The organism is Marinobacterium sp. NO-S09 (assembly GCF_059179545.1).
In genome coordinates this window covers 1,298,690-1,318,963 of sequence record NZ_CP168954.1, presented here as the reverse complement: position 1 = coordinate 1,318,963, position 20,274 = coordinate 1,298,690, and the positions used below count along the sequence as shown (strand labels likewise).

Annotated in this window: 16 protein-coding genes; 6 read left to right on the top strand and 10 right to left on the bottom strand. The window is 56.8% G+C overall.

All coding sequences use genetic code 11. From position 1 onward, the window contains the following. Positions 1-33: 33 nt before the first annotated feature. From O3C79_RS06200 to O3C79_RS06180, 5 genes are read right to left on the bottom strand one after another with little or no spacing between them, the layout of a single operon-like run. Positions 34-900 carry a bifunctional methionine sulfoxide reductase B/A protein gene (locus O3C79_RS06200; protein WP_494385225.1) on the bottom strand — a complete coding sequence of 289 codons (867 nt, stop codon included), beginning with the start codon at positions 898-900 and terminating at the stop codon, positions 34-36. 47 nt (positions 901-947) lie between these two features. After that, positions 948-1,568, bottom strand: coding sequence for an ABC-type transport auxiliary lipoprotein family protein (locus O3C79_RS06195; protein ID WP_010322556.1), 621 nt, complete (start codon positions 1,566-1,568; stop codon positions 948-950). Between the two features lie 11 nt (positions 1,569-1,579). Continuing rightward, a complete protein-coding gene (locus O3C79_RS06190; RefSeq protein ID WP_494385224.1) occupies positions 1,580-2,518 on the bottom strand; it encodes an MlaD family protein in 939 nt (312 codons plus the stop codon). Position 2,519: 1 nt separating this feature from the next. Then, complete coding sequence (locus O3C79_RS06185; RefSeq protein WP_494385223.1) at positions 2,520-3,296, bottom strand: ABC transporter ATP-binding protein; 777 nt, start codon at positions 3,294-3,296, stop codon at positions 2,520-2,522. After that, positions 3,293-4,414, bottom strand: coding sequence for an MlaE family ABC transporter permease (locus O3C79_RS06180; RefSeq protein WP_494385222.1), 1,122 nt, complete (start codon positions 4,412-4,414; stop codon positions 3,293-3,295). The genes O3C79_RS06185 and O3C79_RS06180 overlap by 4 nt, the downstream gene beginning before the upstream one ends. 201 nt (positions 4,415-4,615) lie before the next feature. Between O3C79_RS06180 and O3C79_RS06175 the strand changes: the two genes are divergently transcribed. The 4 genes from O3C79_RS06175 to O3C79_RS06160 all read left to right on the top strand — a co-directional run bounded on the left by O3C79_RS06175 (position 4,616) and on the right by O3C79_RS06160 (position 10,947). Then, positions 4,616-7,471: a valine--tRNA ligase gene (locus O3C79_RS06175; RefSeq protein WP_494385221.1), complete on the top strand. Its 2,856-nt coding sequence runs from the start codon at positions 4,616-4,618 to the stop codon at positions 7,469-7,471. 151 nt (positions 7,472-7,622) lie between these two features. Continuing rightward, positions 7,623-8,057 (top strand): host attachment protein, encoded by a 435-nt coding sequence (locus O3C79_RS06170; protein ID WP_010322562.1) that lies wholly within the window; start codon positions 7,623-7,625, stop codon positions 8,055-8,057. Between the two features lie 185 nt (positions 8,058-8,242). Further along, on the top strand, positions 8,243-8,683 hold the full coding sequence (locus O3C79_RS06165) for a gamma-glutamylcyclotransferase family protein (RefSeq protein WP_494385220.1): 441 nt from the start codon (positions 8,243-8,245) through the stop codon (positions 8,681-8,683). Between the two features lie 326 nt (positions 8,684-9,009). Beyond that, a complete protein-coding gene (locus O3C79_RS06160; RefSeq protein WP_494385219.1) occupies positions 9,010-10,947 on the top strand; it encodes a methyl-accepting chemotaxis protein in 1,938 nt (645 codons plus the stop codon). Between the two features lie 60 nt (positions 10,948-11,007). On the opposite strand, the gene O3C79_RS06155 is transcribed toward O3C79_RS06160, so the two are convergent. Beyond that, positions 11,008-11,322, bottom strand: coding sequence for a DMT family transporter (locus tag O3C79_RS06155; RefSeq protein WP_494385218.1), 315 nt, complete (start codon positions 11,320-11,322; stop codon positions 11,008-11,010). Positions 11,323-11,397: 75 nt separating this feature from the next. On the opposite strand from O3C79_RS06155, the gene O3C79_RS06150 reads away from it, so the two are divergent. After that, on the top strand, positions 11,398-11,901 hold the full coding sequence (locus tag O3C79_RS06150) for a MarR family winged helix-turn-helix transcriptional regulator (RefSeq protein ID WP_494385217.1): 504 nt from the start codon (positions 11,398-11,400) through the stop codon (positions 11,899-11,901). Between the two features lie 57 nt (positions 11,902-11,958). On the opposite strand, the gene O3C79_RS06145 is transcribed toward O3C79_RS06150, so the two are convergent. Further along, on the bottom strand, positions 11,959-12,834 hold the full coding sequence (locus tag O3C79_RS06145; protein ID WP_494385216.1) for a LysR family transcriptional regulator: 876 nt from the start codon (positions 12,832-12,834) through the stop codon (positions 11,959-11,961). 174 nt (positions 12,835-13,008) lie between these two features. Between O3C79_RS06145 and O3C79_RS06140 the strand changes: the two genes are divergently transcribed. Continuing rightward, positions 13,009-15,513, top strand: a complete 2,505-nt coding sequence (locus O3C79_RS06140; RefSeq protein ID WP_494385215.1) for a penicillin acylase family protein — start codon at positions 13,009-13,011, stop codon at positions 15,511-15,513. Between the two features lie 30 nt (positions 15,514-15,543). On the opposite strand, the gene O3C79_RS06135 is transcribed toward O3C79_RS06140, so the two are convergent. From O3C79_RS06135 to O3C79_RS06125, 3 genes are all read right to left on the bottom strand, one after another. Then, positions 15,544-16,500, bottom strand: coding sequence for an Acg family FMN-binding oxidoreductase (locus O3C79_RS06135; protein WP_494385214.1), 957 nt, complete (start codon positions 16,498-16,500; stop codon positions 15,544-15,546). A 100-nt stretch (positions 16,501-16,600) separates the two neighbouring features. Then, positions 16,601-17,068 (bottom strand): Cys-tRNA(Pro) deacylase, encoded by a 468-nt coding sequence (gene ybaK / locus O3C79_RS06130; RefSeq protein WP_494385213.1) that lies wholly within the window; start codon positions 17,066-17,068, stop codon positions 16,601-16,603. A gap of 71 nt (positions 17,069-17,139) precedes the next feature. Beyond that, a complete protein-coding gene (locus O3C79_RS06125; protein WP_494385212.1) occupies positions 17,140-20,187 on the bottom strand; it encodes a PAS domain S-box protein in 3,048 nt (1,015 codons plus the stop codon). Positions 20,188-20,274 lie beyond the last annotated feature (87 nt).

Genomic DNA, 20,274 nt, shown 5'->3' with positions numbered 1-20,274 from the left:
TGTAGACAGCAGCCTTTGCTTCGGTCGTCAGAGTTAAAACCGCTTCTGGTAACGGTGGCAGTACGGCACCTTGCCGGTGCGCACGTAATAGTCCTGATGGAACTCTTCCGCACGCCAGAACTGCGCCATCGGCAATACACGGGTCACCACATCCAGCCCCTGATTTTCCAGCAGCGCAATCAGCTTTTCACTGACTCCCCGCTCTTCATCATTATGGACAAAGATGGCGGAGCCATACTGTGGCCCCAGGTCCGGGCCCTGGCCGTCTTCCTGGGTCGGATCGTGAATCTCGAAGAACAGTTTGGCCAGTGTTTCGAAATCCACCTGGGACGGATCGTAAAGTACTTCCACCGCTTCCAGATGGCCGGTCTGTTTACTGCACACCTGTTCGTAGCTCGGGTTATCCACATGCCCCCCCATGTAACCGGAGACCACGGAAATCACACCCGGCTGTTGCTGCATCAGGTGCTCGACACCCCAGAAGCAGCCGCCGGCAAAATAGGCGGTTTGCAGGCTGCCGCCCTGCTGCTGGGCCAATTCTTCAGCACTGATAAAATCCATGGAGATGGAGTTGACGCAGTGACGCACATTTTTGCGGGTCAGCATTTCACCTTCGAACACATGGCCCAGGTGGCCATCACAGTTGGCGCAGAGGATTTCAATACGGCGGCCATCGGCATCAACCTCGCGGCGAACCGCGCCTTCTATCTCATCATCAAAGCTGGGCCAGCCACAATGGGAGGGAAACTTGTCTTCCGAGCGGTACAGGTGAGCCCCACACTGCTTGCAGGCATAGACACCAGTCTCGAAGTGTTCATTGTACTTGCCGGTAAAAGGCCGTTCGGTGCCTTTCTGCAGAATGACGTACTGCTCTTCCGGGGTCAGTGTCTTGTTACTCATCGGGTACCTCTACATCATTGTTCGGTGTGCAGGCTTTACGCCGGTGCTCAGGGCTGGGAAACTGAAGTCTTGGCTGTGGCCGCCTCCAGCAACCAGCGGCGAATTTCATCGCTCTGTCGGGCCATCAGACCAGAATAGGTTGTCACTACCTCAGACAACGCCTCCCCCGGTACAGGTTCCCTGAAATCCATTCGGCGTTCAGCCAGCACTTCGCGGCTGTCCATTTGTACCAGTTGCAGGTAACCGCGGATCACCACCTCCGCTTGTCCCCCCCGATATTCGGTCTGAAAGGCATCCAGCCGGCTCACCAGCTCGTAGCGGGCCTGAACGCGGACATCCTCACTGCTGACACGGGCAAAACGGCTATCCCGCTGCAGTGCATCCAGCAGGTAATCGCGCCAGAGATTGGGAATCATGGCACTCCAGCGGGCATCGGCATAGACGCTCACCGGTTCGCCTTCCGGCACCACCAGAATATGACGACCATTGAGCAGGTCTTGAGACTGGGGGCGCAGAACACGCAGTCCGGTCAACTCAGGCCCCTGCTCCTCAACTGCCGGAGCAGGGCTTAGCTGCCAGATCTGCACTGGTTCGGACTCAGGCAGCAGACTACAACCTGAAGACAGTGCCAGTACAGACAGCAAAGCGGCAGATATCAGGGCTTTCATCAACAGAATCCTCAGGGTGTAAATTCACGGGTGGGGGGCTGACCGGTCAGGTAGCCGGCCGGATCGTCTTCCAGGCGCGAGAGTATGCGGTTCAGAGTACTCAGGCTACGCTGCATCTCCTGCACCATCGGCCCGATTTCACTGACACCCTGCAGGCCCTTGTCCAAAGCACCGCCATTGCGGCTCAATAGCTGATCCAGCTGCTCACCGGTACTGGCCAGCGCCTGCATGGCACGCTGCCCTTCCGCCAGCATAGGGCCGCCCTGACGTGTCAGCATTTCATCCGCGTGGCTCAACAGGGTCTGGGCACCGCGCATCACCGCCTGAGCCTCACGCGCCGCCTGGGTCAATTCATCCAGGGTTTCACCCACACCGGTGCGAGACTCGGCCAGTTCGCCCGTTACCTGCTCCAGGTTGTGGATGATACGGCCGATACGATCGATGTTTTCCTTCGACATCAGCTCCGCACCCCGTTCAACCAGCGCATTGACGTTACTGAACAGCGTTTCACTGTTACCCAGCAGCGTGCCGATTGCCGAGGGTTCGGCCAGAATGACCGGCATGCCATCGGCCATCTGGTCGATGGGAGGAGCCTGGGAGTTATCCGTGGTCAACAGAATATTGGCGGCACCGGTGATGTTGGCGATGGCCAGACGGGCCTGAGTCGCCTGGTTAATCGGTGTGGCGGCACTGACTTCAACATCAGCCAACACGCGGCGCGGGTTCTTGGGATCCAGCTGCAGCTGACGTACTTCGCCCACACGTAGACCGTTGTACTGCACCAGGCTCCCCACCACCAGACCGGTGACGGCTTCCTCGAACACCACCCGATAGGCATGAGTTTCCTGCTGTTTGCCCGATTTTACCAGCCAGACCCCGAACGCCAGGGCGGCCAACAAACCGACCAGGGTAAACAACCCGATAATGACATGATGTGCACGTGTTTCCATATCAGCTCTCCTGCACTGCCTGATAGGCAGCACGGCCACGCGGGCCGTTGAAATAATCCCGAATCCAGGGATCGTCGTATTGAGCAACTTTGGCCGGCTCATCAGCCACCAGAACACGCTTTTGTGACAGCACGGCGATGCGGTCACAGGCGGTCCAGAGCGAGTCCAGGTCGTGGGTTACCATGAATACGGTCAGGCCCAATGCATTCCTCAAGGTCAGTATCAACTGATCAAAGGCGGCCGCACCGATAGGATCAAGCCCTGCCGTAGGCTCATCCAGGAACACCACATCCGGGTCCAGTGCCAGCGCGCGCGCCAGCGAAGCACGTTTAACCATGCCCCCGGACAGAGAAGCAGGGTAGAGGTCACCCGCATGCGGTGCCAGACCTGACAGCGCCAGTTTGACCTCGGCCAGTTCCTCGGCATCCTTGCGGGACAGGCCCGCATGCTCGACCAGCGGCAGGGCGACATTTTCCCGTACCGTCAGTGAGCTGAACAGGGCGCCCCCCTGAAACAAAACGCCCAACCTCTGCTCAAGCCGAGAGCGTTCGGCTGCCGGCAATGCCAGCAGGTTCTGGCCGAATAGCGTTACCTCACCGGCCACAGGCCGATTCAGGCCAACGATGGAGCGCAACAATACCGATTTACCGGTACCCGAGCCGCCGACAACACCGAGGATTTCACCCCGGTACAGATCCAGATCAAGATTTTCATGGACCGAATTGCGACCAAAACGGTTACACAGGCCGCGCACTTCAATGATGCTTTTTCGACTCACCAGTCCATCTCCATGCAGAACATTGCTGCCAGGGCATCCAGCAGGATGACCATAAAGATAGACTGCACCACGCTGGAGGTGGTGTGCCGACCCACGGACTCGGCACTGCCACTGACCTTGAAACCCTCCAGACAACCGATGGTCGCCACCACGAAGGCGAACATGGGCGCCTTGGCCAAACCAACCAGGTAGTGCCTGAGTTCCACATCGGCCAGAATGCCAAGATATTGATCCAACGGAATTCCAAGCGATACGAGGGATACCAGCGCACCACCCGTCAGGCCCGCAATAATGGCGACAAAGGTAAGTAACGGCAGGGTCAGCATCAGCGCCAGCACCCGGGGGATGACCAGCAACTCGATAGGGTTCAGACCCAGGGTACGCAGCGCATCCAGCTCCTCATTGGCCTTCATGGAACCGATCTGGGCAGTAAAGGCACTGGCGGTTCGGCCTGCCAGCAGGATTGCGGTCAGCAGCACACCAAATTCACGCAGGAAGGAGTAGGCCACCAGGTTAACGGTGTAGATTTCGGCCCCGAATTCGCTGAGGACCGTCGCGCCCAGGAAGGCAACCACAGCCCCCACCAGAAAGGTCAGCAAGGCAACGATTGGCACCGCATTAAAACCGGTTTGATGAATTTGGTTCACTAGTGCCGTCATGCGCCAACGGGCCGGACGGAACATAATTCCCAGTGTTGCCTGTAGAACCAGACCGATAAAGCCGCTCTGCAACCACCACTTTTGCCCCAGGCTCTGGGTGTTACGCCCCAGAAACTCAAGCATCTGGGTAATACGACCGGGCTCCGGCGGGGGTTCTGGCTGTGGCCGCCCCATCGCCTTGACCAGTGTTTCCAGTAGCGCCCGGCGCTCCGGTGTCAGGTTTTGCTGCTGTACCAGCTTCCCCAGCCGCTCAACGCCCAGCCACTTGCCCAACAGGGTGGCACCGGCCGTATCCAGCTCGGTTATCGCTTCCAGCGATATATCCGCATCAGGCGCTGGCGTGGCTGCCAAAAGGCGCTTCAATACGCCGTGTTGAGCCAGCGTCCAGCTGCCGCTCAGCTGCAGTCCTGAACCTGTGTCTTCCAGTAACGGCGCTGACGATTTAACACCCTCGTTCATTGTGTCTCCCACTTCCTCAGGGGGTCATTGTCGCCTCAGCTTTGCAGTGCTGCAAGCGGCTTCCAGCCCTGTCATCGTCCATGCCCAGACTGTATAATGTCCGGTTTTCGACCGAGTTGCCGGCGCCCCGTACCACAGCGTATGCAGCGAGCGCCCGCGGCAGCCACCCGAGCGGCCACAAGATCAGAGATACGGACCCCAATGGATAAGACCTACCAGCCACACGAGATCGAGAAATCCTGGTATCAGACCTGGGAAGAGAAAGGTTACTTTGCCCCCTCCGGTGAAGGCGACGCCTACAGCATCATGATCCCGCCGCCCAACGTCACCGGCAGCCTGCACATGGGCCACGCGTTCCAGCACACCATCATGGATGCGCTGACCCGCTACCGCCGCATGCAGGGCCGCAACACCCTGTGGCAGGTCGGTACCGACCACGCCGGTATCGCTACCCAGATGGTAGTAGAGCGCAAGCTGGCTGCGGAGCAGGAACTGACCCGCCACGACCTGGGCCGTGACGCCTTCATCGAAAAGATCTGGGAGTGGAAGGAAGAATCCGGCGGTACCATCACGCGCCAGATGCGCCGTCTGGGTAACTCCGTGGACTGGCCCACCGAGCGTTTCACCATGGACTCCGGTTTCTACCGTGCTGTCCAGGAAGTGTTCATCCGCCTCTACGACGACAAGCTGATCTACCGTGGCAAGCGCCTGGTCAACTGGGACCCGAAACTGCACACCGCCATCTCCGATCTGGAAGTGGAGAACCGCGAAGTCAAAGGCAAGATGTGGTACCTGCGTTACCCGCTGGCCGATGGTGTCAAAACGGCTGCCGGTGAAGACCACATCGTGGTCGGTACTACCCGTCCGGAAACCCTGCTGGGCGACACCGGTGTGGCGGTGAATCCGGAAGACGAGCGCTATCAGAGCCTGATCGGCAAGTTTGTCGAGCTGCCGCTGGTTGGCCGTCGTATCCCCATCGTTGCCGACGAACACGCCGACATGGAGAAAGGCACCGGTTGTGTGAAGATCACCCCGGCGCACGACTTCAACGATAACGAAGTCGGCAAGCGCTGTGGCCTGCCGATGATCAACGTGCTGACGCTGGACGGCCATATCCGTAAGGAAGCCCAGACGTTCAACACTGATGGCAGCGACAACAGCGAAATCGATCCGAGCCTGCCGGAAGCCTACCAGGGTCTGGAGCGCTTCGCGGCGCGTAAGGCTGTCGTGGCTGATATGGAAGCCGCCGGCCTGCTGGTGAAGATCGAAGAAAACAACATGACCGTGCCCTACGGCGACCGTGGCGGCGTAGTCATCGAGCCGATGCTGACCGACCAGTGGTTCTGCGATGCCAAGACTCTGGCCAAGCCGGCGATCGAAGCGGTTGAAAACGGCGATATCAAGTTCGTGCCCAAGCAGTACGAAAACATGTACTACGCCTGGATGCGTGACATTCAGGACTGGTGTATCTCCCGTCAGCTGTGGTGGGGTCACCGTATCCCGGCCTTCTACGACAACGAAGGCAATGTCTACGTGGCTGCCGATAAAGAAGCCGCACGCCAGAAGTACAACCTGGATCCGGAACTGGAACTGCGCCAGGACGACGACGTACTCGACACCTGGTTCAGCTCCGCGCTCTGGACTTTCGGCACCCTGGGCTGGCCGGAAGACACCGAGCGCCTGAAGACCTTCCACCCGACCGATACCCTGGTTACCGGCTTCGACATCATCTTCTTCTGGGTGGCGCGCATGATCATGATGACCATGCACTTCATGAAGGATGAAGATGGCAAACCGCAGGTACCCTTCAAAAACGTCTACGTCACCGGTCTGATCCGAGACGAGAACGGTGACAAGATGTCCAAGTCCAAGGGCAACGTGCTCGACCCGCTGGACATGATCGACGGCATCAGCCTGGAAGACCTTCTCGAGAAACGCACCGGCAACATGATGCAGCCGCAGCTGGCCGAAAAGATCGGCAAGCGCACCGAGAAACAGTTCCCGGAAGGCATCGCCGCCCACGGCACCGACGCCCTGCGTTTCACCCTGACGGCGCTGGCCTCTACCGGTCGCGACATCAACTGGGACATGAAGCGTCTGGAAGGTTACCGCAACTTCTGTAACAAGATCTGGAACGCCGCCCGCTACGTGCAGATGAACACCGAAGGTGAAGACTGCGGCCAGAACGGTGGAGATGTTGAGCTGTCCACTGCGGACCGCTGGATCATCAGTGCCCTGCAGCGCACCGAAACCACCGTTACCAAACACCTGGACGAATACCGCTTCGATCTGGCGGCTCAGACCCTGTACGACTTCATCTGGAACCAGTACTGCGACTGGTACCTGGAGCTGTCCAAGCCGGTACTCTGGGACGAGAACGCCTCTGCTGAAGCTTTGCGTGGTACCCGCCGTACTCTGGTGCGCGTACTGGAAGCGATCCTGCGCCTGACCCATCCTTTGATGCCGTTTATCACCGAAGAGATCTGGCAGTCCATCAAGGAACTGGCCGGTGTCGAGGGTGAAACCCTGATGCTGATGCCCTACCCGGTTGCGGACGAAGCCAAAGTCGATACTCAGGCCGAAAACGATATCGAATGGCTCAAGGGCGTGATCACCGGTGTGCGTAACATCCGTGGCGAGATGAAGATCCCGCCGTCGCGTGATCTGGACGTGCTGTTCCAGCATGGCAGCGCCGACGACAAGGCGCGTCTTGAAGCCAACGCCAACTTCCTCAAGAAGCTCGCCAAGCTGAGCAGCCTGACCTGGTTGGAAGCGGACGATGAAGCGCCGATGGCCGCCACTCAGCTGGTTGGCAAGATGGAAGTACTGGTGCCCATGGCCGGCCTGATCGACAAGGACGCCGAGCTGTCCCGTCTGCAGAAAGAGCTGGATCGCCTGACCAGCGAGATCAAGCGCGTCGAAGGCAAGCTGTCCAACGCTAAATTTGTCGCCAATGCACCTGAAGCAGTTGTCGCCAAGGAGAAAGAGAAGATCGCTGACTCCCAGGCCGCTTACGACAAGCTCAAGGAGCAATACGCCAAGATCGAAGCGCTCTAATCCTTTCCGGATTGACGCTCAGCTCCACCAAGGGTCGGCATTTGCCGGCCCTTCTTTTTGGCCTCGACTTTCCTCTGCCGAATTTTGAACGATACTTAGAGATCGCAGGTCGAACCTGTGGGACCTAACTGAATAATAAGGGGGAAAGTTTATGCCAACATGGATCCTGGTTGCTGATGCCGCCAAGGCACGCATCTTTCAACACGACGGCCCCAAAGACCCAGCCGAGGAAATTCACACCCTTGTTCACCCCGAGGCACGCATGCACAACGGCGACCTGGTCAGCGACAGTCCAGGTGCTCAAGCCAACGGCGGCTCCGGCAGCCATGGCATGGAGGAAAAAGCCTCGCCCCGGGAAGCAGAGGATCAACGCTTTGCCAAGGAGGTGATCGACCAGGTTCGGCACGCTCTGAATGACAACCGGATTCGCCAGTTTTATATGGCTGCTCCACCCCACTTCCTGGGCTTGCTGCGCAATGCCATGGACGACCGCGTATCCAAGGCACTGGCCGGCGACCTGGCCAAAAACCTGTCCAAGGCAACCGGCGAAGAAGCCAAAGCCGCCTTCAGACCCAAATTGACCTGACACCCAGCTCCTGAGCCAGTCCTTTCAACGCCGCCATTCGGCCAGAGGACTGGCCTCCCACACCCAACCCAGGCCCCTCACATTGTGGGAGCGCGCTCCGCGCGCGAATAGCCCCTTCAAACACATACCTCTCTGGTTCATCATGGCTCTGAACGAGTTACCAAAGAGCCGCGTACCCAAGCCATATGAACAGACGAACCCGCACACTGCTTCTGCTGCCTGTACTGGCCCTCTGCCTCTTCCTTGCCTGGCTTTGGTATAACCTGCTGAGCCCCTGGGGGTACAAAATGCCCGCCGGACTGCCTGCAGTTATCCCCACTGAAGAGTATCGAGTGTTTGTGTATGGCACGCTCACACAAGGTTGGGTCCGGTGGCTGGTTACCGGTGAACAGATTGATACCCGGCCGGCTCAGTTGAAGGGCTACTATCGTGACGGCCTGAACCTGGTGCCGCAGGCCGGGGCACGTACGCCAGGCCAGCTAATGGTCGTGACAGGGGAAAACCTGATTGATCTGGATCGCTATGAACGGCTGGGTATTCGTTATGAACGCACTGAAATGACACTGGCCGACGGGCAAAGTGCCTGGGTGTACACTCGGCTTCCGATGGTGCTTGAAACACGCTGATATCTCGGTGCTCAGAGGCCATTTGGCCAAGAGGACCAAGAAAAGTGACAGCAGGCAAGCGTTCATGCCCAAGCAGCTTGTGCCGATTCGTTTTTCATCCTCGTTTCCACCTGGCAACCCTCCATGGCCCTGCAATAGATGCGTGATTCCTGCTAATCACAGGTTCACCAGGCTTTTAAATCTGGCTGCACTATTTTTGTTGACGAACCGCAACATTGACTATCTTATAAGCAGAATCTGGACATTTCCGACATCGGAAGCCTGTACAAGGACGGCTCTATACAAACCTGCTGAGCGCACCTGCAATGAAAATAAAACGAAAATTGATGCTCGCTTTCGTGGTCACAACTCTGGTACCCAGCGTACTGCTATCCACCTACAGTATTATTCAGGAGCGCAAAGCTGCTGAAGCGCGCTTTGTCGAACTGAGTGAACAAAAACTCGGTGCAGTCGATGACTCTTTCACCAGTTTTTTCGAGGACATCAGGAAGGATATCAGTAACCTCGCACTCTCCCCGCTCCTTGGCCAGGTTGATGAGCGTATAACCAGCTACAAGGATGGGCCAGAGATGATGATGCGGCCATCACAAGCAGGCGGTTTGGAAACAGATATCTACAACAAGCTCGCACTCTTTGGTGAAACCCATCCCGGGTTTAACTATGTGTACATCGGTACTGCACAGGGCGGTATTGTCCAGTGGCCTGAAGGCAAGATTTCGGCCGGCTATGACCCCCGTACACGCCCCTGGTACAAGGGAGCCATGTCAACGCCCGGCAAGGTCGATGTGCAAAACGCCTACTACTGGGCCGGTGATGACGTGACACTGGTTCCAGTAGCGCGTACGGTCGAAAATGAGAGCGGCCAGATCGTGGGTGTGATGTCGGCAGATGTCTCCCTCTCCTCCCTTACCGATATGGCACAGGAAGTAAAACTTGGAGAACAGGGCTACCTGATACTGGTTGAGGACACGGGCACAGTACTGGTGGATGCTGCACAGCCTGATCACAACTTCAAAAACATTCGGGAACTTCAGGGGGACGCCTACCGGCAGTTCCAACAGACTGACTCTGGTTTGATGCGCGTCAGCATAGACGGTGTTGATTACAGTGCCCGGATTCTCACCTCTCAATCGCTTGGCTGGAAGATGATCGCGCTGATGCCCCGTCATGAAATTCTGGCACCGGCGCAAGCCCTGATGTGGACGACCCTGGGCATTACCTGTCTAGTGCTAGTACTGGTTTGTGCCCTCGCCTTTTGGCTGTCAGGCATGTTGGTCAAACCGGTCCTGCTGGTGAGCAACGGCCTGAAAGAGATCGCCCAGGGTGAAGGCGACCTGACCCGCCGGCTGCCGGTTGTCAGCCGTGATGAAGCCGGGGAACTGGCGACCTGGTTCAACCATTTTCTAGACTCTCTGCAAGCACTGGTCAGCCAGGTCAATCGCAGTGCTGAGGAAATTGCTCAGGTATCGTCCCTGGCACAGAACAGTGTGCGCGAAGTTGACCGCGCCAGTGAAAACCAGGTGCGGGAAGTTGAAACCATGGTGGCTGCCGTAAATGAGATGTCGGCAACTGCGAACGAAGTCGCCAGCAGTTGCGCACGTACGGCAGATGCCGCGGAAGCCGGTCAGGAGGCCAGCGAGGAAGGTAAACGCGTCATGTCCGAGACTGAACAGGGCGTGCGTGAACTGGGGGATCAAGTCGCCACCTCGGTTACCCATATTCACGAGCTGGAGCAGGAAACGGCCCAGATCAATAACATTCTTGAAGTGATTCGGGGGATCGCCGAGCAAACCAACCTGTTGGCGTTAAACGCAGCTATCGAAGCAGCGCGTGCAGGTGAATCGGGACGAGGCTTTGCCGTAGTGGCTGATGAGGTACGATCTCTGGCCCAGCGAACTCAGGTCTCCACAGAGGAGATCGGCTCACTGGTTGGTCGTTTGAACCAGCGCACAACACAGGTCGTCAACACCATGGCAGCAAGCCAGACACAGTCCTCAAAAGCGGTGCAGCTTTCAGCCCAGGCGCATGAGGCGTTTGAAAGTATCAAGCTGTCAGTGGATCAGATCACTGACATGGCCACCCAGATCGCAAGTGCCGCCGAAGAGCAGCACCAGGTATCCGAAAGCATTAACGTCAACATTGAAGCCATTCATGGCGCTGCCCAGGAAGTAAACCGGGTTTCTTCTGATGTGGCCGACCACTCAACCCGTCAGGCCGATCTTGCAGCGCAACTCAGTGAACTGATGCAACGTTTCAAAGTCTGACAGGCATACAACGACAAACCGGGCTGGCTCTTTGATCGACCAGGGCCAGCTTGGTAGCTGTCAGGACACCAGTTTCAGCCCGACCAGTGAGCATAATAACAATGCCAGAAACAGCAGACGCAGCCCACCGGCAGGATCACCAAACCAGAGGATGCCCACCAGCACCGTGCCCACCGCACCGATTCCGGTCCAGATGGCATAGGCGGTGCCCAGTGGAATACTCGCCATGGCCCGCGTCAGCAGAAAAAAGCTGCATGCCCCCAGGAATACAAACATCAACGAAGGCCACAACTTACTGAGACCTTCGGACTGCTTCAACGCCACTGCAAAACCGACTTCAAACAGGCCGGCCATAATCAAATATACCCACGACATACAACTATCTTTCCAGAAAGACACTTTGGCGTGATATTATCTTCCCGGAAAGATAAACACAAGAAGGAGTCAAGCATGCCCCGTGAACGCATCAGCTTCACCGAACTGTTCGACAGCTCCAAACAGCACTGGCCAGAGTCTACCGAGGGTGTCAGCTCCATTGCCCCCGCAATTTACCGACTGCACGAACACCTGAGCACTCTGGCAGACGGCTTATTCAAGCAGTACTCACTACAGGGCGCCGAGTTTGAGACCCTCTGTGCCCTACGCAACAGCCCCGAACCCTACCGGATTTCTCCAACAGAGCTTTACCGCAAACTGCTGGTTAGCTCTGGGGGGATGACCAAAATCCTGGTTCGGCTGGAAGATAAGGGGCTGATTGAGCGCCCGGCCAACCCTGAAGACGCACGCAGCCGGCTGGTTGGGCTGACGGACAAGGGAAAAGTACTGATCGAAGAAGTTACGGCACAATTACTGCAACAGGAAGCTGTCTTGATTGAAAAAGCCGTACAGTCAGACCAGCTGGAGCAGCTGTTGATGCAATGGCTGGAAAACCTGGAGGATGCGCATAAGGCATAACGTCCAGCGTTTAGTTGCCAACTGGATACCTGGGGGCAAGCCTTTCGTCTTGCCTACTCATTCATGCATCAAGGCCCACCAGTGCCTCAGCACCGGGTTATCGTTATCACGGCGCCAAATGCCATTAACCTGAGTCTCATCGCTGAAATCATCCAGCGCTCGCCAAACGATGCCCTGCCGCCTCATCAACGAATTCCCCTCCGGGAAAAGGCTTAACAAATCACTGGCAGCCACCACCCCCATAACACTGGCCACATCATCGGCTTCATATTCAACACGAATATCCAGGTTATGCTGGCCACAGGCATCCAGAAAGCGGTCATACACATTGACCCACTTTTCCCGTTTGCCAAACACAAATCCGTAAGGTGCCAAATCCGCCAGCAGTAAGCTGGATTTGGCACTGAGTGGATGCCCTTCAGCCATAACCAACAATAAGGGCTCGCGGTGGCATAACTCCATTCTCAGCTCACTGTTACGGGTGCTGCCGGTGAAGAAACCGATATCCAGTTCCCGTGCCAATAAGGCTTCTTCTTGCACACTGATCGGCAACAGGTTCAGGTCAATGCGAACGCGCGGGAAGCGGGCGCGAAACCGGCTTAACATGCCGGGCAGAAAGGTTTCCATGGCCACTCCTCCGTAGCCCAACTTCAGATGGCCGGTGATACCCTGGCCAATCTCCTGGCCTACCTGCATGGCCCGCTTTTGCTGTTTCAGCAGTTGCTCGGCCTCGACCAGAAACGCCTGACCAGCCACTGTCAGGCTGACCGAGCGGGTCGTCCGGTCAAACAGGCGCGTTCCCACCTTTTCCTCTACCCTGCTAATGATACGGCTCAGAGTGGCAGCCGATATATTCATCCGGTCTGCCGTGTCCTGAAAGTGCAGTTGGTGCGCCAAGGCAATAAAGGCTTCGAAATCGCGCAGGTTCAGCATTGTTTCACCTGATACAAAAATAGAGGAAATATCCGTCATTAATTATCAAAAAACGGATTGCTAAGGTGAGGTCGTTACTCAGAGTGACACGCATATAACAACAAGAATCCCGCGAGGCGCAATGATGCTGTATCTCACAGAAGCTTTTATTCGCCTTGTGACAGAGGTGAAACCATGCCGAAAAAAATGACACGCACCCTGCTGTCGACCGCTGTTCTGGCGGCCCTGCCCCTGTTTGCCGATGCCGGCGAAATCACCATCAAACGTGATACCTGGGGCGTACCTCATGTCTATGCTGAAACAACACACGATCTTTTCTACGGCTATGGCTATGCCGTGGCGCAAGACCGCCTGTATCAGATGGAAATCGCCAAACGCTCAACCCAGGGGCGTATGGCGGAAGTATTGGGGGCGGACTATGTCGAGTACGACAAGAAAATTCGTCGCAACTACGACCCGACCTCCATCCAGCGCCAGATCGATGCGTTGAGTACCGATGATCGCGCCATTCTGGATGGCTATGCCGCCGGCATGAACGCCTGGATCGAGCAGGTTCTGTCTAAACAGGATAGCCTGCTGGCCAAGCAGTTCCACGATAATGACTTCGTCCCCGAAACCTGGACAGCCTTCGATGTAGCAATGATTTTTGTCGGCTCCATGGGCAACCGCTTTGGTGATTACAACACCGAAATTGAGAACCAGCAGTTGCTGGATGCACTGATCAAAGAGCATGGTGAAACCGATGGCTGGGCCATCTTCAACCAGCTCAATCCGTTGAATGATCCCAGTGCACCCACCACCATACCCAAGGGCGACTGGTCAGGCACCTTTGATAAGCGCCATGTAGAACTGGCCCAGCGCCCATCCATTTCAGACAAAACTGAAGCTGATATTGCCCGACTGGCAATCGGTCAGGATGGCGGGGTGCTGAACCTGCCACGGGCTGAGGCTCAACACTATAACACCCGGCAATTCCGCGACTTCGGCCTCACCGGTGTGGCCGGATATCCCCAGACCTCCAATATGATTGTGGTCGGCAGACAGAAAGCCAAGGGTGCCAACAGCATCCTGCTGAACGGTCCCCAGTTTGGCTGGTACAACCCGGCCTACACCTATTCCATCGGCCTGCATGGTGCCGGGTTTGATCTGGTGGGTAACACACCTTTCGCCTACCCCGGCATTCTGTTCGGCAACAACGCCGATATCGCCTGGGGCAGTACCTGGGGCGCGGGCGATGTGGTGGATATCTACCGCGAAACGCTGAACCCGGAAAACCCGAATGAGTACCTGTTTGAAGGTCGCTACCGGCCAATGGAAGTGCGCACCGAAACCATTCAGGTAAAAGGTGCCGATCCGGTCGAGCTGAAGGTATACAAAACCGTGCACGGTCTGTTGATCAGCCGGGACGATGCCCAGAACCTTGCCTACGCCAAGAAACGTGCCTGGCAGGGTCGTGAAGTTGAAACGCTGATGGCCTGGACCCGCCAGGGACAGGCAAGCAATCATGCAGACTGGTTGAAACAGGCGGCTCGCAGCGCCTTCAACATCAATTTCTACTACGCCGACCAACAGGGCAACATCGGTTATGCCTTCACCGGCAAGTACCCTGAGCGTAAACCAGGCCATGATAACCGCCTGCCAGCTTCCGGCGAAGGCGATCAGGAATGGCTGGGCATCAAGCCGTTCGAACGCAACCCTCAGGTATATAACCCCAGCTCCGGTTACATTGCCAACTGGAACAACAAGCCGGCTGACGACTTCATCGCCCCGGACATGTTCTGGTACTCCTGGAGCGAAGCGGATCGCGTGGATACCATGCGTGCCATCATGGGTTCAAAGGACAAGTTCACGGCTGAAGATATTAAGCAGATGATGGAGGATGTCTCCTATGCCGACGTCAATGCACGCTATTTCATTCCCTTCCTGGATCAGGCGACTCGCACACTGAGCACCGATGACGAACGTCGCAAGGCGGTTCAGTTGCTGTTGGACTGGGCCATGACCAGTCATGACAAGGATCGGGACGGTTTCTACGACGAAGCGGCTACCACGCTGTTTCAGGCCTGGTTACCCGAGATGCTGGCCGTGACCTTCAAGGACGATATTCCAGGCAGTTTCTTCAACTGGTATGCCTCCGCCGGTTATCCCTCTCCCGAGTCACCGCTGCGTTCCAGCGTGAATATCCAGCCGGGCACCAAGGCTCTTTTGCAGGCCCTGCGAGGCGAGGATGCAGGCGTTGAGCAGAGATACGATTTCCTCAATGGCCGCTCAGCCAATGAACTGCTCCTGTCCAGTCTGGACAACGCGCTGAAGAAAGTTAAACAGAAGCATGGTGATGACCCGGCCAACTGGAAGCTGCCGGTCGTGCCCATGCGCTTCTTCACCAACAACTTTCTGGGCATGCCTCAGGCAGGTAAGGGCGAGGAGAAACAAACGCATATCGCCATGAACCGTGGCACCGAAAACAACCTGGTGGTATTCAACGGTCAGCAGGTGCAAACCCATGAAGTGGTAGCACCGGGACAAAGCGGTTTTATCGCGCCAGATGGTACGCCTTCGCCGCACTATGATGACCAGTTGAAGCTGTATGCAGACTTTGACTACAAGCAGACTTGGCTGGCACCGGAGCAGGTGGATGCCAATACACAGTCAGTAACACGCCTGAATACCGATCACTGACCTCAGAAGCCCGTCACTTGACGGGCTTTTTCATGCGCGGATCACGTCTTCCAGCGGACGTCGCGGTGAAGCTGTCAGCGTTTCTTCCGGGTAGCCCATGCGCATCAGCATTTGCGGATGCCCCTGGCTATCAAAGAGCGCCTGTAGTTCGGGCCTTAACGCCTGAACCTGTATCGGCTGATTCAGGTAAGACGCCTGCAGGCCTTCACGTTGCGCTTCCAGTAGTAGCCGCTGCAGGGCCTGTCCGGCTCTGACCCAGGCATCGCGACTGTCTTCACGGGTAGAGAGCAGTAACAGAAGCGGCGATTCCGAAGCCAGGAGGTCATCCTGAGAGGCCACACTTTTGCCCATATCGAAACGACGGACAACACCTCGCACCAGCGGAGCCACCAGCCCCGGCACAGCCAGGCCATCCCCTTTGCGACTGCCATGCAACCACTCGGCCAGCTCCTTGCGCCAGTCTTCGTTTTGCCACTGGCGGTTATCTCCCTCGCGCACCAGATCAATGACCGCATCCCGGCGCTTTTCATCCACCGGAGTCAGGCCGGCCCCTTCCAGTTTGGCTACTTCGCCCAGGCGGCTCAGAACGTCTTCCGTGGGTTGGCGCTTCTGGAAACGATTGCGGTAGGTTCGCCGCAGTAGAAGTGCATCAAACAGCGGGCTCAGGTCACAGGACAACTCATCTTCATCCAGCTCAAAACGTGCCAGATAATCAGGCTGTTCAGGATCAGGAAACATTTGGATGTTATAGCTCCACCCCGCATGCGTTGCGGCAACCCTGAGGTTAAACAGGGCACAACCACAGCTCATCAGAAGCTCTCGCCCCTCTGGGTCATTGACCTGAAGCGCTCGCGACGGATCTGCATGCAGCTGTACTGCGCGGTCTTCAATGTGGAACAACCAGGGCTGGGTATTATGGCTGGAAGGTGCCAGTACCGCGTGCTGTACCAGGCTTCTCAGGGTGTCCTGATCGGGAAGCATCTCCATTCTGCAAGCTCCGATGTGGTTGTAGAGGCTTGAGTGTATGCCAAGCGAAGCCGAACGTCAGCCTGTGACTGATATCTGACGACTTGAGCGGTGGCAGTCTTTAACCGGCGATCGGCGCGAAGCGGGCCGATGTCAAGCGTGCCAAATCATCCGGTGCCAGCTCAATTTCCAGCCCGCGCCGCCCGGCGCTGACATGCATGCTTTTGAGTTGCTGGGCACTGGCATCGATAAATGTCGCCAGGCGCTTTTTCTGCCCCAGGGGGCTGACGCCTCCCATCACGTATCCGGTGGCGCGCTCCACATCTGCAGGATCTGCCATGGCCGCTTTTTTGGCGCCGGCAGCCTTGGCCATCTGTTTGAGATTCAATTTACCACTGACCGGCACGATACCGACTGCCAGGGTTTTACCATCCAGGCTTACCACCAGTGTTTTGAACACCTCTGCCGGGGAAAGTCCCAGTTTTTCAGCCGCTTCCGTGCCGTAAGATTCGCTGGATGCATCATGCTGATATTCGTGTACCTGATGCTGAACCCTGGCCTTGCGCGCCGTATTGATCGCTGGCGTCATCGCCCTGATCTCCCTTTTGTACTTGGCTCTGATGAGCCCACTCTACTCTAATGAGCGCGTTGCAAAAGCGCCTAGTGTACACGCTCAGAGTCGTCAAGGGAGGGCTCAGGCGTGCCGACACCATGAACGCAGTAGCGGTTTTTACCCTGCCCCTTGGCCTGATACATGGCCTGATCCGCATGCCGGAGAAGTGTTTCAGGGTCGTCCCCGTCATCGGGATAAAGCGCCAAACCGATACTGGCCGAAACCTGACGGTTTTGGCCGCTGACGGTAATCGGCTCGGCAATGGCCGCCAGCACCCGGTCCAGTACCGGCAAACAGGCGCTGGCCGAGCGGGTATCGCTTAGAATCAGCACGAACTCATCACCGCCCAAACGGGAGACAGTATCCACCTCACGCAATACCCACTGTAACCGCTGAGCGATTACTTTCAGGATACTGTCACCGGCATCATGGCCCAGTTCGTCATTGATGGGCTTGAAGCCATCAAGATCCATATAGCAAATGGCAAAGCCGGAGCCGTTTCGATGTGACAGCGCCTGTTCACGCTGCATGCGCTCCGCCAGCAGAGTACGGTTGGGCAGGCCGGTCAAGCTGTCATAATGCGCCAACAGCTCCAGTTTCTGTTGCTGTTCCTTCAGCTGGGTAATATCACGTGTCACCGACAACACCGATACGATCTGCCCGGAGTTATCCCGCAAGGGCGCCACATGTGTGTCCAGCCAACGGACGCGGCCATGATGCCCCGTAATGGTAAATTCAAGTGCGCCCGAGTCACCCTGTTGTAGCGCACGGGTATTCAGCGCCTCAAAAGCCTCTCGGAAAGGCTCATCCACAAACTCCATCAGGCCAATCTGGTTGATTTGCTCAATACTTTCCACTTCCAGGATGCTGAGCCCTGCCTGGTTCATCTGCAGCAGCTGCCCTTCAGGGGAGACAACTTTCACACACTCAGGCTCGGTATCAATGATGGTCTGCAACCAGGCCTCTCGTGCTGCCAAGGCTTCGCGGTTCTGATTAAGGGTAATGACAGAGCCTATCCAGCGCGCCAGCAGGCGCATGAATTCGCGATCCCCTTCATCAAATACACGCTCATACTGAGCAGGACTGGAGAAGTTGACCGTACCATACAGCTCCTTACCCACATGTACCGGTGCGCCCAAATAGGTTTCCAGGCCGAAGTTTTCATAACTGGGGTGGTCACTGTGGCTGGAGTGCCCCATGTTTTCAGTTACAAAGACATCGCCGGATTTGAGCGTAATATCGCAGTAGGTATCCGCCAGAGGAAACTCCTGCCCATCCGAGAGGCTATCCGGCGGCGCTACCTGTGCCAAAACCGTGTAAGAATCACCTTCGACCCGGCTGACAATGGCAAATTCAAGGCCGTAGTAACGACTGCCGATTCCCAGAGCTTCACGGAGCTGCTCCTGTAAGGACAGGTGAGTCAAGGCCGCTACTTCATTCAGTGCCGCAAGACCATCCCGCTGGCGTCGGGCGCGGGCCTCAAGTGCCTTGCGATCACTGATATCCCTGGCCGAGGTAAAGCAGAGCCATTCGCCGTTAAACTCATGCGCCCTGGCCGTGATCTCGACCGGGACCAGAGAGCCGTCACGTCGGCTGTGCTCGGTTTCAAAGGAGGAAATCGGCCCGGCTTTACTGCGCTCAACAACTTCCTGAACCTGCACCCGGGAAAAGTGCGGATCGATATCCGGAATGCTCATTCCCTGAAGCTCGGATTGGGTATATCCCAGGGTTTCACAGGCCAGACGGTTGGCATAACGAATACGGGTCTGGTCATCCACCAACATGTGCATATCACTGGCGTTATCACTGAAGAATTTGAACTTGAACAGGGCCTGCTCGACCTGCTTGCGTGCCGTGATATCTTCGACCAGCGCTATCCCGCCCGTGATACGGCCCTTGGCATCAAGCACCGGGGCACACTTGAGCGAGATCCAGATAGCCACACCACTGTAAGACGTGCTGTAAGAGCCTTCATAGCTGGATGTTTCACCTCTCAAGGCCTTTTCCATGGTGGGGATAACACGGGAATCCCTCAGCGTATGACAGTCCAGCCCCTGCAAGTGTTCTTCAGGTGCATGAATGATTTCAGCGAAACGGACGTTAAAAAATGTGACGATCAAGTTGGCGTCATAATTCAAGATGCCAGAAGGCGAATTGCTCAGCAGCAGGCGGTAGCGTGCCTCGCTCTGCTGCAGTGCCCGCCGGCTTTCCACCAGCTCGCCAATCAAAATGGTGATCAGCATCGGGATAACCGTTGCCGACATCATGTAACCCCAGAGCATCGCCAGGCTGAAGTGCACATCATTGGACTGGAAGGGGCCTATGCCCTGAGAGGTCGCCCACACGGCCTGAATCGAGAGCAGCAGAGCAGCTGTAGACGCAACGGCAATCCCCCCTCGTATGGCCAACCAGGCCAGCAGCAGAAAGGGCAGATACAACACTGGATGGTACAGAGCCGCGTTATTTACCGGCCCGTTGAAGATCAGAACACCGGAGATGATCAGCAGGGAAAATGCCAGCCCCAACTCCAGCAGGCGCTGCGGCTGCAGTGATCGTTTCAACCGGGCCCAGTTGAATGTCAGCAGGGGCACACCGCAGACCAGAACGCCCATGGCATCACCCAACCACCAGACGGCCCAGGCTGCCGCGACCTCCGGGTCAGGAATAACGCCTGCGAACCAAAGCTGAAACACACCGTTGGATGCGGTCAGTGCCATGCCGCCAAAGACTGCACAACTCAGGAACAATAGCAGGTCTCGGCGCCGCTTGAGGTCGATATTAAAATGGAAACGCTGCAACAGGCTGACTGCCAGCAAAGGCCCCAGCGTATTGCCAACGGCAATGCCCAGTGCCAGCCCGGGAGAGCTGCCGATCCACAGGTTTACAACAAACGCCCCAGCCCCCAATGCGGGCCAAAGCGACATACCCCAGCGTAACAGAGCGGCAACCGCTATACCGGTGGGAGCCCAGATCAACGTGATATGGCTATCGATAAAGGGTACCGACAGACCAATGATGCCGGCCACAAAGTAGGCCAGTGCGAGAATGAAACAGCGGACAATCCATTTCCTGCTGAAGTAAGCAGAAACCGTCATGGGCAGTATACCAAGACTTTTTCCTACATCTTGCAGCGGTAGCCCGCTGGATTCAACTAAACAGGCTCCTTCCTTGGTCGCATATTG

What these genes read in the sequence shown, in the direction of transcription:
- O3C79_RS06200 (WP_494385225.1), bottom strand. Translation starts at nt 900, where the DNA reads ATGAGTAACAAGACACTGACCCCGGAAGAGCAGTACGTCATTCTGCAG.
- O3C79_RS06195 (WP_010322556.1), bottom strand. Translation starts at nt 1,568, where the DNA reads ATGAAAGCCCTGATATCTGCCGCTTTGCTGTCTGTACTGGCACTGTCT.
- O3C79_RS06190 (WP_494385224.1), bottom strand. Translation starts at nt 2,518, where the DNA reads ATGGAAACACGTGCACATCATGTCATTATCGGGTTGTTTACCCTGGTC.
- O3C79_RS06180 (WP_494385222.1), bottom strand. Translation starts at nt 4,414, where the DNA reads ATGAACGAGGGTGTTAAATCGTCAGCGCCGTTACTGGAAGACACAGGT.
- O3C79_RS06175 (WP_494385221.1), top strand. Translation starts at nt 4,616, where the DNA reads ATGGATAAGACCTACCAGCCACACGAGATCGAGAAATCCTGGTATCAG.
- O3C79_RS06170 (WP_010322562.1), top strand. Translation starts at nt 7,623, where the DNA reads ATGCCAACATGGATCCTGGTTGCTGATGCCGCCAAGGCACGCATCTTT.
- O3C79_RS06165 (WP_494385220.1), top strand. Translation starts at nt 8,243, where the DNA reads ATGAACAGACGAACCCGCACACTGCTTCTGCTGCCTGTACTGGCCCTC.
- O3C79_RS06160 (WP_494385219.1), top strand. Translation starts at nt 9,010, where the DNA reads ATGCTCGCTTTCGTGGTCACAACTCTGGTACCCAGCGTACTGCTATCC.
- O3C79_RS06155 (WP_494385218.1), bottom strand. Translation starts at nt 11,322, where the DNA reads ATGTCGTGGGTATATTTGATTATGGCCGGCCTGTTTGAAGTCGGTTTT.
- O3C79_RS06150 (WP_494385217.1), top strand. Translation starts at nt 11,398, where the DNA reads ATGCCCCGTGAACGCATCAGCTTCACCGAACTGTTCGACAGCTCCAAA.
- O3C79_RS06145 (WP_494385216.1), bottom strand. Translation starts at nt 12,834, where the DNA reads ATGCTGAACCTGCGCGATTTCGAAGCCTTTATTGCCTTGGCGCACCAA.
- O3C79_RS06140 (WP_494385215.1), top strand. Translation starts at nt 13,009, where the DNA reads ATGCCGAAAAAAATGACACGCACCCTGCTGTCGACCGCTGTTCTGGCG.
- O3C79_RS06135 (WP_494385214.1), bottom strand. Translation starts at nt 16,500, where the DNA reads ATGGAGATGCTTCCCGATCAGGACACCCTGAGAAGCCTGGTACAGCAC.
- ybaK (WP_494385213.1), bottom strand. Translation starts at nt 17,068, where the DNA reads ATGACGCCAGCGATCAATACGGCGCGCAAGGCCAGGGTTCAGCATCAG.
- O3C79_RS06125 (WP_494385212.1), bottom strand. Translation starts at nt 20,187, where the DNA reads ATGACGGTTTCTGCTTACTTCAGCAGGAAATGGATTGTCCGCTGTTTC.